Origin of the sequence: Nocardiopsis sp. NPDC057823 (assembly GCF_042797335.1) — a bacterium.
Lineage (GTDB): Bacteria > Actinomycetota > Actinomycetes > Streptosporangiales > Streptosporangiaceae > Nocardiopsis > Nocardiopsis changdeensis.
On the sequence record NZ_JBHVLR010000002.1, the window covers coordinates 365,226 to 381,615 of the forward strand.

Annotated in this window: 13 protein-coding genes and 1 riboswitch; of the genes, 7 read left to right on the top strand and 6 right to left on the bottom strand. The window is 74.6% G+C overall.

All coding sequences use genetic code 11. From position 1 onward, the window contains the following. Positions 1-42 precede the first annotated feature (42 nt). The 5 genes from ACFVNO_RS05885 (at position 43) to ACFVNO_RS05905 (ending at position 8,889) form a co-directional block, all read left to right on the top strand. Positions 43-993 carry a carbohydrate ABC transporter permease gene (locus ACFVNO_RS05885; RefSeq protein WP_378889751.1) on the top strand — a complete coding sequence of 317 codons (951 nt, stop codon included), beginning with the start codon at positions 43-45 and terminating at the stop codon, positions 991-993. 21 nt (positions 994-1,014) lie between these two features. After that, positions 1,015-1,938, top strand: a complete 924-nt coding sequence (locus tag ACFVNO_RS05890; RefSeq protein WP_355255207.1) for a carbohydrate ABC transporter permease — start codon at positions 1,015-1,017, stop codon at positions 1,936-1,938. Between the two features lie 40 nt (positions 1,939-1,978). Beyond that, positions 1,979-3,622 (top strand): alpha-amylase family glycosyl hydrolase, encoded by a 1,644-nt coding sequence (locus tag ACFVNO_RS05895; RefSeq protein ID WP_378889754.1) that lies wholly within the window; start codon positions 1,979-1,981, stop codon positions 3,620-3,622. A gap of 721 nt (positions 3,623-4,343) precedes the next feature. Then, a riboswitch (glycine riboswitch) is annotated at positions 4,344-4,435 on the top strand. A 113-nt stretch (positions 4,436-4,548) separates the two neighbouring features. Further along, positions 4,549-7,425, top strand: a complete 2,877-nt coding sequence (gene gcvP, locus ACFVNO_RS05900; protein ID WP_378889994.1) for an aminomethyl-transferring glycine dehydrogenase — start codon at positions 4,549-4,551, stop codon at positions 7,423-7,425. Positions 7,426-7,656: 231 nt separating this feature from the next. Further along, entirely contained in the window at positions 7,657-8,889 is a 1,233-nt protein-coding gene (locus tag ACFVNO_RS05905) for a tetratricopeptide repeat protein (RefSeq protein ID WP_378889757.1), read from the top strand. A 117-nt stretch (positions 8,890-9,006) separates the two neighbouring features. Here the strand turns inward: ACFVNO_RS05905 and ACFVNO_RS05910 are convergent, their stop codons facing one another. The 4 genes from ACFVNO_RS05910 to ACFVNO_RS05925 form a co-directional block, all read right to left on the bottom strand. After that, on the bottom strand, positions 9,007-9,198 hold the full coding sequence (locus ACFVNO_RS05910; protein WP_220562139.1) for a DUF5999 family protein: 192 nt from the start codon (positions 9,196-9,198) through the stop codon (positions 9,007-9,009). Positions 9,199-9,377: 179 nt separating this feature from the next. Then, positions 9,378-10,805, bottom strand: coding sequence for a threonine/serine exporter family protein (locus tag ACFVNO_RS05915; protein WP_355255195.1), 1,428 nt, complete (start codon positions 10,803-10,805; stop codon positions 9,378-9,380). A 198-nt stretch (positions 10,806-11,003) separates the two neighbouring features. Next, the gene (locus tag ACFVNO_RS05920; protein ID WP_355255192.1) at positions 11,004-11,687 is read right to left on the bottom strand and encodes a response regulator transcription factor; all 684 of its coding nucleotides are present in this window, start codon (positions 11,685-11,687) and stop codon (positions 11,004-11,006) included. Positions 11,688-11,736: 49 nt separating this feature from the next. Beyond that, on the bottom strand, positions 11,737-12,555 hold the full coding sequence (locus ACFVNO_RS05925; RefSeq protein WP_355255189.1) for a RecB family exonuclease: 819 nt from the start codon (positions 12,553-12,555) through the stop codon (positions 11,737-11,739). Positions 12,556-12,710: 155 nt separating this feature from the next. Between ACFVNO_RS05925 and ACFVNO_RS05930 the strand changes: the two genes are divergently transcribed. Further along, the gene (locus tag ACFVNO_RS05930; RefSeq protein WP_378889997.1) at positions 12,711-13,805 is read left to right on the top strand and encodes a site-2 protease family protein; all 1,095 of its coding nucleotides are present in this window, start codon (positions 12,711-12,713) and stop codon (positions 13,803-13,805) included. A 51-nt stretch (positions 13,806-13,856) separates the two neighbouring features. Here the strand turns inward: ACFVNO_RS05930 and ACFVNO_RS05935 are convergent, their stop codons facing one another. Both ACFVNO_RS05935 and ACFVNO_RS05940 read right to left on the bottom strand, forming a co-directional pair. Beyond that, on the bottom strand, positions 13,857-14,330 hold the full coding sequence (locus tag ACFVNO_RS05935) for a hypothetical protein (RefSeq protein ID WP_355255186.1): 474 nt from the start codon (positions 14,328-14,330) through the stop codon (positions 13,857-13,859). A gap of 21 nt (positions 14,331-14,351) precedes the next feature. Then, positions 14,352-15,605, bottom strand: a complete 1,254-nt coding sequence (locus ACFVNO_RS05940; RefSeq protein ID WP_355256006.1) for a helix-turn-helix transcriptional regulator — start codon at positions 15,603-15,605, stop codon at positions 14,352-14,354. 377 nt (positions 15,606-15,982) lie between these two features. On the opposite strand from ACFVNO_RS05940, the gene ACFVNO_RS05945 reads away from it, so the two are divergent. After that, positions 15,983-16,285: a hypothetical protein gene (locus ACFVNO_RS05945; protein WP_370634555.1), complete on the top strand. Its 303-nt coding sequence runs from the start codon at positions 15,983-15,985 to the stop codon at positions 16,283-16,285. The last annotated feature ends 105 nt before the right edge of the window (positions 16,286-16,390 follow it).

Here is a 16,390-nt window from a genome sequence, read left to right on the forward strand (position 1 = left end):
GCCCGCACCCCGGGCCGCCGCCCCGTCCCCACGGAGCCCGCCATGCCCGAAACCGGCACCGCGACCGTTCCCGCGCCGCCGCCGGCACCGCCCGCCCCGGCCCGCGCCCCCCGCCGGCCGGCCGGGGCACTGCGCCGCCGCGTCGCAGAGAACGCCGTCGCCTACGCCTTCCTGTCCGCCGCGATCCTCTGCTTCGCCGTCTTCTCCTGGTATCCGGTCACCCGGGGCGTCGCGCTGGCCTTCCAGCGGGTCAACTTCGTCGCCGACCCGGTGTGGGTGGGGCTGGAGAACTTCCGGACCCTCGCCGAGGACCCGCTGTTCGCCACCGCCTGGGCCAACACCGCGCGGTTCACCCTGCTGGCCCTGGTCTTCGGCTTCGCGCTGCCGTTCGTGCTGGCGCTCGTCCTCAACGAGCTCAGGCACGCCCGCGGGTACCTGCGGCTGGTCGTCTACCTGCCGGTGATGCTGCCTCCGATCGTGTCGGCGCTGCTGTGGAAGTGGTTCTACGACCCCGGCCCCGGCCTGCTCAACGGGGCGCTGCGCGCGGTGGGCCTGCCCGGGCTGGAGTGGACCAACTCCGCCGACACCGCGATGATCTCGCTCGTCATCGTCTCCACCTGGGCCAACCTGGGCACCGCCACCCTCATCTACCTGGCCGGACTCCAGGCCGTCCCCGGCGAGCTGTACGAGGCGGCCGAACTCGACGGGGCCGGGCTGCTCCAGCGGGTGTGGTCGGTGACCATCCCGCACATGCGGTTCGTGATCCTCGTGCTCCTGCTGCTCCAGGTCGTGGCGACCATGCAGGTGTTCGTCGAGCCCTACATCCTCACCGGCGGCGGACCCGAGGGGGCCACCACCACGGTCCTGCTGCTCATCTACCGCTACGCCTTCACCTTCGGCGACTTCGGCGCGGCCGCGGCCCTGAGCCTCATGCTCTTCGCGGTCCTGGCCGTGTTCTCCGCCCTGTACCTGTGGGCCACCCGCGCCCGCTGACCCGCCCCTCGAAGGAGAGCCATGATCCCGACCCGGCCCCGGCGGGCCCGCGGCGGCCCGCCCGCGCGCACCGGGGAGCGCACCCTCGTCTCCCCGCTCACCCTCAACAGCCCCCGGGGCAGGATCGGCTACCGGGTGGTCCTGCTCCTGGTGATCGTCCTGTTCACCGTGGTGTTCCTGGGGCCGATGCTGCTGGCGGTGAGCGGCTCCCTCAAGCCCCCCGCCGAACTGGTCCGCACCCCGCCCACCCTGCTGCCGCAGGAGTGGCGGCCCGAAACCTACCCCCTCGCCTGGGAGACTCTGGACCTGGGCCGGTACCTGTGGAACACGTTCGTGGTGGTGGGCGGTGCCTGGCTGTTCCAGCTGGGGGTGGCCGTGCCGGCCGCCTACTCGCTGTCGCGGCTGCGCCCCGTGCTGGGCAACGCCGTGCTGGGGATGATGCTGGCGACCCTCATGCTCCCGGCCGCCGCGCTGCTCGTCCCCACCTACCTCACCGTCGCGGACGTACCGCTGATCGGGGTCAACCTGCTCAACACGCCCTGGGCGGTGTGGCTGCCGATGGCCGCCAACGCGTTCAACGTGTTCGTGCTCAAGCAGTTCTTCGACCGCGTCCCCGCCGAACTGGTGGAGGCCGCCCGGCTGGACGGGGCCGGACCCGCCCAGATCATGCTGCGGATCGTGCTGCCGCTGTCGCGGCCGATCCTGGCGGTGGTGTCGATCCTGGCGATCGTCGCCGCCTGGAAGGACTTCGTCTGGCCGCTGGTGGTGCTCCAGGACCCGCTGGTGCAGACCATCACCGTCCACCTGGCGCGGATCTCCACCGAGATGCCGCTCAACCTGCTCATCGCCGGGATGGTCGTCTCCAGCCTGCCGGTGCTCGCCCTGTTCCTGGTGTTCCAGCGCCAGGTGATCGCCGGGCTCTCCGCCGGCGCGCTCAAGGGATGACCGTCCCTCCCGCCCCCTCCGACGACAAGGACACCGCAACGTGACCGGACACCACGACCCGGACTGGTGGCGCGGCGCCGCCATCTACCAGATCTACCCGCGCAGCTTCGCCGACGGCGACGGCGACGGCGTCGGCGACCTCGCCGGGGTGCTGCGGGAGATCGACCACCTGGCGGAGCTGGGGGTCGACGCGCTGTGGATGAGCCCGTGGTACCCGTCGCCGCTCGCCGACGGCGGGTACGACGTGGCCGACTACACCGACATCGCGCCCGTCTACGGCGACCTGGACCTGGCCGACCGGCTCATCGCCGCCGCCCACGAGCGCGGCATCCGGGTGATCATCGACATCGTGCCCAACCACTGCTCCAGCGAGCACGTGTGGTTCCGGGAGGCGCTGGCGGCCGGGCCGGGCTCGGCCGAGCGCTCGCTGTTCTGGTTCCGGCCCGGCCGGGGCGCGGACGGGGGGCTGCCGCCCAACAACTGGCGGTCCCGGTTCGGCGGCCCCGCCTGGTCCCGGGTCACCGAGGCCGACGGGAGCCCGGGGGAGTGGTACCTGCACCTGTACTCGGCGCAGCAGCCCGACCTGAACTGGGAGAACCCGCGGGTGCGCGAGGAGTTCGACGCGATCCTGCGGTTCTGGTTCGACCGGGGGGTGGACGGGTTCCGCATCGACGTGGCCGACGGGATGGTCAAGGACCCGGGGCTGCCCGACGCCCCGGAGGGGGACGAGAGCGCGTTCTCCGACCGCGACGGGGTGCACGAGGTGTTCCGGCGGTGGCGGCGGATCGCCGAGTCCTACGGGCCCGACCGGGTGTTCGTGGGCGAGATGTGGCTGCCCGACCCGGAGCGGTTCGCCCGGTACCTGCGGGCCGACGAGCTGCACAGCGCGTTCAACTTCGACTTCCTCAGCTGCCCCTGGGAGCCCAAGGCGCTGCGGTCGGTCATCGACCGGACCCTGGCCGCGCACGCCCCGGTGGGGGCGCCCGCCACGTGGGTGCTGTCCAACCACGATGTGACCCGGCACGTCACGCGGTACGGGCGGGCGGGGGACACCGGGTTCTCGTTCGCGGACCGCCGCCACGGCGAGCCCGTGGACCTGGAGCTGGGCACCCGGCGGGCGCGGGCGGCGGCGCTGCTCGCGATGGCGCTGCCCGGCGGGGTGTACGTCTACCAGGGCGAGGAGCTGGGGCTGGAAGAGGTGGACGTCCCGGAGGAGCTGATCGACGACCCGGTGTTCGTCCGCTCGGGCGGCGCGGACCGGGGGCGGGACGGCTGCCGGGTGCCGCTGCCGTGGTCGGGGGAGGGGCCGCCGTTCGGGTTCGGGCCGCCGGGCGCGGCCGATCCGTGGCTGCCGCAGCCCGCGGGCTGGGCCGCGCGCACCGCCGCGGCCCAGGCCGCCGACCCCGACGGCATGCTGCACCTGTACCGCCGGGCGCTGGCGGTGCGCCGGGCCGAACCCGCCCTGGGCGCCCCGCCCGCCGACGGCCCGGGGATGCGCTGGCTGGAGGCGCCCGAGGAGGTGCTGGCGTTCGCCCGCGGCGACGTGGCCTGTGTCGTCAACCTGGGCGGGGACCCGGCGGACCTGCCCGCGCACCGGGGGGTGCTGGTGGCCGGCGGGCCCCTGGAGGGCGATCGGTTGCCGTCCGACACGGCGGTGTGGCTGCGGATCGTCCGAGAGGGATGAAAGAGTGAGAGTCGAGGGCTTCGTGCGGAGGACGGCCGTGCGAAGCCCTCCTCGAACCCTGTCCGAGAGGGATGGGAGAAGGAGCCCGTGCGGAGGGACGGCCGCACGGGCTCCCCCTTTTTCCACCCCCGGGTCGAAGGCGGTCGCGCGCCCCGGCACACGTGACGGCCACCGGGAGGGGCCCGGGACCACCGGGCCCGAGGTGGCGGTGCCGGCGATGCGGACGGGGCCGCTGGGGCGGGCGGGGACCGTGGTGCCGTGTGGATGCGGGTGGGAGCCCTCTTCTGGGGTGACGTTGCCCAGGGCCGGGGGTGGCGGTGGGGGTGGTGCGGGTGGAGCCGCTGGGGCGGGCGGGGGTTGTGGTGCGGTGTGGGCGCGGAGGGGAGTCCTCGCCGGGGGCGACGGCGACCCGGGTCGGGGTGTGATGCGGGACACGGTGTGTTCCGGGGGTGGGGGAGCGGCGGGGGCGGCGCGACTGTCCGAGAGAGGAGTGCGGGGCCGCGCGAAGGCCCCGCCGGGGACCGTCCGAGAGAGGACGGTGGAGGGTCCGTGCGGAGGGACGGCCGCACGGGCCCTCGTCGCGCCCGGGCGCGTGAGGCGCGCGGAACGCGCGGGGGGACTCGGCCTGTGGCGATGTGATCGAGTACGGTCGTAACCACAACAGGGATGAAAACCGACATTCGCCCTGTCCGTACAAGTGAACACAGCGTCAGCAGGCTGTCGATACCGCGCGGGAGAGACCCCTGACCCAGGGGCGCCGACGGGGCAATACTCCCCAGTAACCTCTCAGGCACCACGGACCGTGCGGAGAAGGCCGCTCTGAAGCCTGGGCGCCGCCGTGCCCGGTGACAGAGGGGGAGACCGTGAGGAACACCGCCGATCCGCATCGGCCCTGTCACCAGGAGGTCTCCGTGTCCGACCAGCCCGTGAACGTCCCCGGCGCGCCCGCCCGGGTGTTCGCCGACCGCCACGTCGGACCCGCGCCCGGCGCCGTCGAGGAGATGCTCAAGACGGTCGGCTACGGCTCCACCGCCGAGCTCATGGCCGCCGCCGTCCCCGCGTCCATCCTCAGCGCCCCCGGACACAGCGCGGATCTGGACCTGCCCGAGGCCATCGGCGAGGCCGAGACCCTCGCGGAGCTGCGCGCGCTCGCCGACCGCAACACCGTCGTCAAGCCCCTCATCGGCCAGGGCTACTACGGCACCTTCACCCCGCCGGTGATCCTGCGCAACATCATGGAGAACCCGGCCTGGTACACGGCGTACACGCCCTACCAGCCGGAGATCTCCCAGGGCCGCCTCGAGGCCCTCATCAACTTCCAGACCATGGTCTCCGACCTCACCGGCCTGCCCGTCACCGGCGCCTCCCTGCTGGACGAGGCCACCGCCGCCGCCGAGGCCATGACCCTGGCCCGCCGCGCCTCCAAGAGCAGGGCCGACGTCTTCGTCGTCGACTCCGACGTCTTCCCGCAGACCCTCCAGGTGCTGCGCACCCGCGCCGAGCCGCTGGGCATCGAGGTCGTCGTCGCCGACCTCTCCCGGGGCCTGCCCGAGGGCGACGCCTTCGGCGTCCTGGTCCAGTACCCGGCCTCCAGCGGTGCGGTGCGCGACCCGGGCGCGGTCATCGCCGCCGCCCACGAGCGCGGCGCCCTGGCCGTGGTCGCCGCCGACATCCTCGCGCTGACCCTGCTGCGCAGCCCCGGCTCCCTGGGCGCGGACATCGCCGTCGGCTCCACCCAGCGCTTCGGCGTCCCCCTCGGTTTCGGCGGCCCGCACGCCGGCTACATGTCGGTCGCCGAGAAGCTGCGCCGCCAGATCCCGGGCCGCCTGGTCGGCGTCTCGGTGGACACCGCGGGCCGCCCGGCCTACCGTCTGGCCCTGCAGACCCGCGAGCAGCACATCCGCCGCGAGAAGGCCACCAGCAACATCTGCACCGCGCAGGTGCTGCTGGCCGTCATGGCCGGGATGTACGCCGTCTACCACGGCCCCCACGGCCTGCGCGCGATCGCCCGCCAGGTGCACACCCGCACCGCGGCGCTGGCCGACGCCCTGGCCGAGCGCGGCTTCGAGGTGGTCCACGCCGCGTTCTTCGACACCCTGCGGGTGCGGGTGCCCAGCGCCGACCGGGTCGTGGAGAGCGCCCTGGCCGCCGGGTTCAACCTGCTGCGCGTGGACGCCTCGACCGTCGGCGTCAGCGTCGACGAGACCACGACCGTCGCCGACCTGGCCGCGCTGGCCGAGGCGTTCGGCGGGGCGGGGCACGGCCCCAAGGCCGCCGTGGCCGTGGACGGGGACGCCGACCGCGTGCCCGGGGACCTGGCGCGCGGGGTGGACTACCTCGACCACCCGGTGTTCAACACCCACCGCAGCGAGACCTCGCTGCTGCGCTACATGCGCAGGCTGTCGGACCGCGACCTGGCCCTGGACCGCACGATGATCCCGCTGGGCTCGTGCACCATGAAGCTCAACGCCACCACCGAGATGGAGTCGGTCACCTGGCCGGAGTTCGCGGGCCTGCACCCGCTGGCCCCGCTGGACCAGGCGGCCGGCTCGGTGGCGCTCATCCGCGACCTGGAGTCCTGGCTGGCCGAGATCACCGGCTACGACGCGGTGTCCCTGCAGCCCAACGCCGGCTCCCAGGGCGAGTTCGCCGGCCTGCTGGCCATCCGCGGCTACCACCGTTCGCGCGGCGACGACCACCGCGACGTGTGCCTGATCCCCAGCTCCGCGCACGGCACCAACGCCGCCAGCGCGGTGATGGCCGGCATGCGCGTGGCCGTGGTGGCCTGCGACGAGGGCGGCAACATCGACGTGGACGACCTCAAGGCCAAGATCGCGAAGCACGCCGACGCGCTGGCCGCGATCATGGTGACCTACCCGTCCACGCACGGCGTGTACGAGGACACCATCACCGAGGTGTGCCGCCTGGTCCACGAGGCCGGGGGCCAGGTGTACGTCGACGGCGCCAACCTGAACGCGCTGGTGGGCTGGGCCAAGCCGGGTGAGTTCGGGGCCGACGTCAGCCACCTGAACCTGCACAAGACCTTCTGCATCCCGCACGGCGGCGGCGGCCCGGGCGTGGGCCCGGTCGCGGTCCGCTCGCACCTGGCGGCGTTCCTGCCCAACCACCCGGGCCAGCCCGAGGCGGGCCCGCACACGGGCGTGGGCCCGGTGTCGGCGGCGCCGTTCGGCTCGGCCGGCATCCTGCCGATCTCCTGGGCGTACGTGCGGATGATGGGCGGCGAGGGGCTGCGCACCGCCACCGAGGTCGCCGTGCTGTCGGCGAACTACGTGGCCAAGCGCCTGGAGCCGTACTACCCGGTGCTCTACACCGGTGCGGACGGCCTGGTCGCGCACGAGTGCATCATCGACATCCGTCCGCTGCAGAAGGCGAGCGGCATCAGCAACGAGGACGTGGCCAAGCGGCTGATGGACTACGGCTTCCACGCCCCGACGATGTCGTTCCCGGTCGCCGGGACGCTCATGGTGGAGCCCACCGAGAGCGAGGACCTGGCGGAGCTGGAGCGGTTCATCGAGGCGATGATCGCCATCCGCGGCGAGATCGACAAGGTGGCGGCGGGGGAGTGGGACGCCGAGGACAACCCGCTCAAGAACGCCCCGCACACGGCGGAGGAGGTCACGGCCGACGAGTGGACCCACGGGTACACCCGCGCGGACGCCGCCTACCCGGTGCCGTCGCTGCGCCGCGACAAGTACTGGCCGCCGGTGGGCCGCATCGACCAGGCCTACGGTGACCGGAACCTGGTGTGCTCCTGCCCGCCGCCGGAGGCCTTCGAGCTGTAGTCCGGCCCGGTAGGGCACAGGGGGCTCCGTCCGGATCCGGACGGAGCCCCTTATTCGGGCATAAGGAAAATCTACGACATAAAGGTGAGGCTTCCGGGCTCCCACAGGGCACACCCGCCCCGAAGGGCGACACCGGCCCCCACGGCACTCTCCCGCCGCCGTCGCGCGCGTTAGAGTTGCGGCGACACCCGCGTGTCCCACCGCGCGGACCCCCACCGGAAAGCGCCCAGCATGACCACGACGTCCGGACCCTCCGCACGCCACGGCGACCCCGTCGACCCCCGGCCGCGGGCCGTCGACCCCCGGGACGCCCCCGCCGGACCCGCGCCCTCGGCGTCGGAGGCGGCCGGTCTGTGCGACCAGGCCCGCGACCTGGCCGAGAACGGCCACCTCGACCGCGCCGCCGAGCTCTACCGCGGCGCCGTCGCCGCCGACCCGCCCCCGGACGTGCTGGCCCGCGCGCTGCTGGGCCTGGCCGTGGTCGAGGACGGCCGCGGCGACACCGCCGCCGCGCGCGACGCCGCCCGCCGGGCCCTGGACACGGGCGACGCCCGGCACGCGCCCCGCGCCGCCCACCACCTGGCGCTGTCGCTGGAGCAGGACGGCGAGGGCGCCGAGGCCGAGCGGGTCTGGCGCCGCCTGCTGGACCTGGGCGGTCCCGGGCACACCGCCGTCGCCCACTACGGGCTGGCCCGCGCGGCCGAGGAGCGCGGCGACCCCGGGGCCGCCGAGGAGCACTGGGAGGCGGCGCTGGCCCCGCCGCCCGAACGGGCGGAGCGGCTGCACACCGAGACCGTGGCCGAGGCCGCCCGGGACCTGGCCGGGAGGCTGCTGGGCCGGGGGGCGCCGGGCGCCGCCCTGAGCGCCGCCGACCGGGGACTGGCCGCGGCCGAGGACCCGGAGCTGCGCCTGCTGCGCGCCGCCGCCCACCTCGAACACGCCATCGCCGACCTGGACGCGGTCCTCGAACCGCCCGGCGAGGGCGGGGAGCCGGCCGCCCCGCCGACCGCCGGGGCCGCTGTGGAGCTGCTGGCCGGCCTGCTGGCGCTGCGCGGGGACGCCGAGGGGGCCGCCGGGGTGTGGCGCGGCGGACTGCGCGACCTCGGGGACGCCACCGCCGAGGAGGTCGGCGCCCGGCTGCGGCGCGGGTTCGCCCACGGGGGCGAGGAGGACGGGGAGCCCTGGTGGGAGCCCTACCTGACGGAGGCGGTGGCCACGGCCAGCGCGCCGGCGCTGGCGGCGGAGCTGTTCGCGGTGCTGACGCGGATGCACGCCCTGGCGGCGCTGCCCGCGCTGGAGGGGGAGGCGAACCCGGCGCGGCTGCGGGAGGCGCTGGTCCAGGCGGTGCGCACCCCCGACGAACTGGTGTGGGGGCCGGGCCTGCACGCGGACCTGCGGCGCCGGCTGGCGGAGGCCACCGGTGAGCGCGACCTGCTGCCCGAGGACTGGCCCGAGCGCCTGTGAGGCCGCGGGCCGCGGAGCGGTCCGCGCGTACCGCCGCCCGGGGGCTCTGCTCCCGGGCGGGGTTCGTCCGGCCCGTCGGGGGACCGGTGGGGACGGTGGTGGTCGGGCGTTCGCGGGTCAGGCGGCCAGGACGCGGGGGCGGTGCGGGGCGACGACGGCGCCGTCGGGCAGCAGCTCACCGGTGTCGTCGAAAAGGACGACGCCGTTGCAGAGCAGGCTCCAGCCCTGTTCCGGGTGACTGGACACGACGCGCGCGGCCTCGCGGTCGGTGTCCTCGAAGGACGGGCAGGCGGGTTCGTGGCTGCACATGGGATCGGCCTTTCGCTAGGGACTCGTCATTGAGCTGACGCCAAGAATAGTGGCTCACATCACATGCTTGTCGCGTTTCGGGGCGAAAACACGCGGTCGGTGTCGTCGTCCGCTCTCACACGGTGAGATACCCGCGGATCGCCTGTGGTTCGCATCACCTTCGACCGGATCGCGCGGGGTCAGTACCCGTAGCCGCCCCGGGTCCGGCGCGCCGCCGGACGGCTGCGCATCCCGGCCCCGGCCAGGCCGCCGCGCTGGAACGCCCGCACCAGCTCGCCGCCCAGGTTCACCCCGGCGCCCAGCGCCAGGCCGACCATGACCGCCTCCACCAGCGAGAGCAGACCCGCCACCGCCGTGCCCTGGGTGAACTCGATCAGCCCCCGGTACAGCAGGCTGCCCGGCAGCAGGGGCGCGATCGACGGCACCAGGTAGGGCAGCACCGGGCGGCGGGTGCGCCGGGCCAGCCAGTGGCCCACCACCCCCACGGCCACCGCGCCCACGACGGTGCCCACGACCGGCGGCACCTCGAACACCGCCCGCATGCCCGCGTAGATCACCCAGATCATCACGCCCAGCAGGCCGATGGTCACCAGCATCCGGGGCGGCACCGCCAGCGACACCGCGAACGCGATCGCGATCCCGGCCGCGCCCAGCAGCACGGGCGGGTCCATGGCGGTGCCCGCCGAGGGCAGGGCGTCCAGGTCGATGGACACGCCCAGGCGCACCGCCGTGTACGCGACCGCGCCCACCCCGGACACGATCGCGCCCAGGATGAAGAACGTCTCCAGCAGCCGGGCCGCCGCCGACACGTAGCTGCCGCTGATCCCGTCCTGGAGGCTGGCCACCAGCGGGCGCCCGGGCAGCAGCGCCATGATGTTGCCGGTGATGATCGCCCCCGCCTGGAGCCCCAGCTCCAGCTCGTGGCTCACCCACAGCAGCCCCACGCCGATGGTCGCCGCGACCATCGCCGCGGCGGTCATCTGGTAGAACTCGGCGACCCCGCGCCGGGCCAGGAACACCGACGTGCGGTCGCCCAGCACCGCGGCCAGGAACGCCACCGTCGCCACGATGAGGCCGCCGCCCATCATCACACTGGCGCTGGAGGCGATCAGCCCGAACCCGACCACGATCACCCAGTTGGGGTAGGGCATGCGGGCCCGCCGGATGTGCTCCAGCCTGGCGGCGGCGTCCTCCAGCTCCAGCAGGCCCAGGGCGGCCTGCTGCACCAGCGTGTGGAGCTCGTTGACCCGGAAGTAGTCCAGGGAGCGGCGGCGCACCACGCGCTCGCCGGTGATGGGCGGCTGGTCGCCGCCCGGGTGCGTGGACAGGGTGATGGTGGTGAAGGTGACCGACACCTCCGAACGGGGCAGGTTGAAGGCCACCGTGAGGCTGAGCATCGCCTCGCTGACGGCCTCGGTGCCCTCCCCGCTGGCGAGCATCAGCTCGCCGACCCGCAGCACCAGGTCGATGGCCCGGGCGTCGGGGAGGGGGCGCTCGTCCTCCTCCTCGTCCGGGGCCAGGTCGCGTTCGTGCCGGGCGCGCCAGTCGCGCATCCGGCTGAGCATGCGGTCCTCACCCGACGGCGGGCGGCCCCGCTTGTCCCCCATGTCCGTCCTCCCCTTCCCGCCGCCGCCCCGCGGCGGTCGACCCGGTGTTCACGACCCCTTCAGGGGACGCGGGCCCGTCGGCTCGGGTTCGCCCGCCCGGGGACCGGGTACCGGTGAGTTCGATCACCGGATCATCCTCCCAAGCCGGACGGGCCCGTGCGGCTGAACGCGCCGGGGGCCGCGGGGGCGGATCGGGGGTCATCCGTCCCGCTCCCCGGGGCGCACCAGTCCGCTCTCGTAGGCGTGCACCACGGCCTGCACGCGGTCGCGCAGGCCGAGCTTGGTGAGGATGCGGCCCACGTGCGACTTGACGGTGGTCTCGCCGACGATCAGATGCGCGGCGATCTCGGAGTTGGACCAGCCGCGCGCGACCAGCCGCAGCACCTCGCGCTCGCGGTCGGTGAGGGGGTCGGGGGCCGCGTCCCCGGAGCCGTCGGGGGCGGGCAGCAGCGGGGCGAACCGGGCCAGCAGCCGCTCCAGCACCTGGGGGGAGACCACGGCGCCGCCGGAGGCGACGGTCTCCACCGCCGCGACCAGCTCCTCGGGCGGGGAGTCCTTGAGCAGGAACCCGTGGGCGCCCGCCCGCAGGGTGCCCACCGCGTACTCGTCGAGGTCGAAGGTGGTGAGCACCAGCACCCGGACCTCCTGGTCCAGGGAGCGCGAGCGCTCGACGATGCGGCGGGTGGCCTCGACGCCGTCCATGCCGGGCATGCGCACGTCCATGAGGACGACGTCGGGCAGCAGCCTGCGGGCCGCCTCCACCGCCTCGCGGCCGTCGGAGGCCTCGCCGACCACCGACAGGTGCGGCGCGGCCTCCAGGATCATCCGGAAGCCGGCGCGGACGAGGGGCTGGTCGTCGACCAGCAGCACTGAGACGGGCACAGGCCGATTGTGCCGCATCCGGGGCGCCCCGCGGGGACGGTGCCCGACGTCAGGCCCCCGGGGGCAGGGCGGTGGGCAGCGGCGGAGGGGTGCCGCCGAAGGCCGGGCAGATGGCCTGGTGCTCGCACCAGTCGCAGAGCCTGCTCTTCTTGGGCTCCCAGACCCCGGCGCGGCCGGCCGCCTCGATCCGGGCCCAGATGTCGGAGATCTCGGCCTCGGCGGCGCGCAGCTCGTCCTCGGTGGGGTCGTACCAGCGGATCGCCCCGTCCCCGCCCAGGTAGACCAGTTGCAGCCGGGTGGGGACCACGCCCAGGTCGCGCCAGATCATCACCGCGTAGAAGAAGATCTGGAACCTGGCCTTGTCCTCGAAGCGCGGGGAGGGGGACTTGCCGGTCTTGTAGTCGACGACGCGGATGCGCCCGTCGGGGGCCACGTCGAGGCGGTCGACGTAGCCGCGCAGCCGCAGGCCGGTGGGCAGCTCCACCGAGATGCGCATCTCGCGCTCGCGCGGCTCCAGGGCGGTGGGGTTCTCCAGGTCGAAGTAGCGGCGGACCAGGTCGCGGGCGGACTCCAGCCAGGCGTCGCGGGCGGCCTCGTCGGCGAACAGCGACTCCACCTCGGGGCGCTTCTCCCGGAGCCTGTTCCACTGGGGGTCGACCAGGCCGACCGCGGTGCGGGGGGTGCGGGTCTCGGCGGGCAGCTCGTACAGGCGCTCCAGGCAGGCGTGGACCAGGGTGCCGCGCAGGGCCGCCGCGCTCGGTGCCTCCGGGAGCCGGTCGATGGTGCGGAACCGGAAGAGCAGCGGGCACTGGAGGAAGTCCGACGCCCGGGAGGGCGAGAGCGCGGACGGCAGGAGCACGGTGGTCATACACGTGAGCCTATGAGAAGGGCGTGACAGACGACACCCGTGCGCGCAGGCCCTGTGGTGCCGGGGCCCGCGTGCCGGGTGCGGCGCGGCCCCGTAACCTTGGGGGCGTGACCACCGGCAACGATCGCCCCGCGCCCCGCGACCGCTCCAACGGACTGCTCCTGGGCCGGCCCTTCGGGGTCCCCGTGTACGTCACCGCGTCATGGTGGGTGGTGGCGGTCCTCATCACCCTGGTGTACGGCGGGATCGTGCAGGACCGCCTGGCCCTGCCGTCGGTGTTCTCCTACGCGATGGCGTTCGTGTTCGCGCTGCTGCTGTACGCGTCGGTGCTGGTGCACGAGCTGGCGCACTCGGTGGTGGCCCGGCGGTACGGGCTGCCGGTGCGGCGGATCGTGCTGTACGTGCTGGGCGGGGTCTCCGAGATCGAGAAGGAGGCGCCCACGCCGGGGCGGGAGTTCTGGATCGCGTTCGCGGGCCCGCTGTTCTCCCTGCTGATCGCGGCCGGGGCGTACGGGCTGTTCCGGCTGGCGGACCCGTTCTCCGTGGTGGGCGAGCTGCTGTTCCAGCTGTGGGTTGCCAACCTGCTGGTGGGTGTGTTCAACCTGCTGCCGGGGCTGCCGCTGGACGGCGGGCGGCTGGTGCGGGCCGCGGTGTGGAAGCTGACCGGGCGGCCGCTGGCGGGCAGCGTGGCGGCGGCCTGGGGCGGCCGGGTGCTGGCCCTGGTCGTGGTGGCGGTGCCGCTGCTGCTGGGGTGGGCCGCCGGCGCCCTCAACCCGTGGGGCACGGTCTGGGGCCTGGTGCTGGGCGGGTTCATGTGGATGGGGGCCACCGACTCCCTGCGGGCCGCGCGGGTGCGCTCGCGGGTGCCGGGGCTGCGGGTCCGCGACCTGGCGCGGGCGGCGCTGGCGGTCCCGGCCGACACCCCGCTGGCCGAGGCCGAGCGGCGGGCCGCGGTGATCGGGGCGACGGCCCTGGTGGTGACCGACTCCGAGGGCACGCCGACGGCGGTGGTGCATCCCGGGCTGGCCGCGGAGGTCACCGACGCGCGGCGGGCGTGGGTGCCCGTGGCGGAGGTGGCGCGGGCGCTGACCGCCCACTCGGTGCTCCCGCTGGACCTGGAGGGGGAGGAGATGCTGGAGCGCCTGACCTCCCATCCGCTTCCGGAGTACCTGGTGGCGGACGCCGACGGCGCGGTGCACGGGGTGCTGCGCGCCGCCGACGTCAACGCGGCCATGTCCGGCCGGGAGTGAGCCGGGCGGCGCCGTGACGCCGCCCCCGCCCCCGCCCGCCCGCCGCAGCCCTCATCTGCGGGCGCCCTCGGGCCACAGGACGGACACCGGGCGGTGCAGGGAGCGGGCGTAGGCGACGATGTCGGCGGTGCCGCCGGGGCCGCGGGCGGGCTCGCCGTCCCACACCGCGACGAGCTGGTCGCAGCGCTCCACCAGGAGGCGGCCCGCCTCCAGGTGCGCCCGGGGCGTGGACTCCACGTGCGGCAGCGTGTGGACGAGGACGGCCTGGGCGAGCAGGCGGTCGTAGAGCGGGTGGTGTCCGGCGGGGAGCCCGTCGCGGTACTCCCGGGCGGGGACGATCGCCTCCAGCGGGGCCCCGGCGTCCAGGACCGCGGCGGCGAACAGGGCGTCGGCCCCGTCGGCCAGACAGGAGAGGCCCACCAGGTCGCATCCGTAGGGTTCCAGGTGCGAGTCGATGAGGGCGGCGACGGCGTCGCCCACACCGGGGGTCAGGTTGCGATGGCCGGTGATGCCGATGCGGATCACGTCACCCTCCCTGCTGTTCGTTTAGCCGCCTTTGTACCCAGATGCAGGGACGGCGTTCACGAGCAGCGCGAGGCGGTCGTCGAGGTCTCGGACACACGCGGCCTGCGGCCCTCTGTAGCGCCGTCTGAACGAGCGGACGCGGTCCACGACCCGGGCCGAGCCGAACCGGGTCCCGGTCTCCAGGGCCTCCACGGCCAGCCGGAACGCCTCGTCGACGTCGCCCGCCTCGGCGTGCGCCGCGGCCAGTTCGACCTTGAGCACCGCGGCCTGCTTGGCGCCCCGCCCCTGGGGGCCGGACGCCTCGGCGAAGGCGTCGCGGGCGTCGTGCGGGCGCCGCAGGCGCACCCCCACCAGGGCGCGGTAGCCGGAGACCTTGGCCTGGTCGAAGGCGAACACCCAGGGCCAGGGCGGGTTGACGTTGCCCGAACGGGCGATCTCCTTCTCGGCGCGGCCGATGGCGTGGGCCGCGGCGGAGCGGTCGCCGATGCCGGCGTGGGCCAGCGCCCCCACGCAGGCCAGCCAGGCGCGGGCGGTGGGGTGCGCGGAGGGGCCCAGGACGTGCTCGGCCTCCTGGACCAGGCCCAGGCCCAGTTCGGGGTCCTCCGCGGTGTCGATCTCGAAGGCGGCCAGGGAGCCGAGCATGTACACGTCGAGCAGGCGCATCCCGGCCTGGCGGGCGCGGATGACGGCGGTGCGGTAGTGCATGCGGGCCGACCCCATGTCGCCCTGGTCGGCGTGCAGCCAGGCGGCGAACCCGGAGGCCTCGCTGGCGGCGGCGCTGACGGCGGAGTGGTGGGCGGTGCCGCGGGCCTTGAGGAGCATCCGCTCGGCCAGGTGCACGTGGGCCACGGCGCTGGGCAGCAGGTCGCGGGCGGGCGAGGTGGAGTCCATGCGGCGCTGGCCGCCGGTGATGGAGCGCAGCGCGGGCGCGGTCGTCTCGTCGACGGCGGCGTGGCCGCCCTCGGGCGGGATGCCGAAGGCGGCGCCGGCGTCGGCGGCGCGGGAGGCCGCCGGGGCGGGCGCGGGCGCCGGGTCCTCGTCGGCGTCGAGCGGCAGGGTGCCGTCGAAGCGCAGCAGGTGCAGCGGGATGTCCAGACGCCGGGCCAGGTCGTGCACCTGGGTGACGGTGAGCGACTGCTGGCCGTTGACGACCCGGGAGACCCAGCTCTGGGAGTAGGCGACGGCGCGCGCCAGGTCGCCCTGGGACCAGCCGCGGGCGGTGCGCACCCCCTCGATGACGGTCGCCATGTCGCAGGTGGCCAGGGCGGCCGCGATGCGCGGCCGGGACCACAGGTCCGGTGGAAGTTGGGACATGGAGTTCAGATTAGGGATTCGCGGTGCCGGAGGTGGCCGTGTTCGGTCCGGCGGTACCGGGTAAAGCCCGGGATCGCGGTTTTTCGTGGCTTCTCACAACCCCGTTCTAACGTTCTTAGGTGAGCGCTCCGCCCCTTGTGGCATGGGTTGTTGGGATAAGGGCGATAAAAACCTTCTGTCGGCTTTCATTGTGTTCCGGGGGTGTTCTCCGGGAGGGTGCCGCCTTCCCCGGGAGGGCCACGCATAACTGCTCATGCGTGATCCGCATAGGCGTGCTTTTCCGGTCCCGGCGGTGGGGCAGAGTGAGAACGTCGTTGGCGACCACAGGGGAGGCCTGAGTGACCGTCGATACCCCACCGGCGGGTGACCCGGACATGCGGTGTCCGGGCGAGATCGACCTCGTGCTGCGCGGGCTGGCCGCGGAACTGCGCTCGCACGGGGTGGAGGCCCGCGAGGACGGGGTGCACGGGATCGTGCACGCCGGGCCGCAGCACGCGCTGCTCCGGCCGCACCGGGGCGACCTGTGGTGGTGGATGCGGTGGCCGGGGGAGCCCCGGCCGCTGGCGGGGGTGCCCCTGTCCCCGGCCACACGGACCTCCGAGGCGGTCCGCCGCATCCTGGGGGCCCTGGACCGCACCTGAGACCGCGCGGTCCGCACCGCGCCCCCCGGGGCGCGGATCCGGCCCGCGCCCCAGGGCGGGCGGTGCATGGGCTTCCCCGGAACCCAGTCTCCCTCTGTGCGGGGC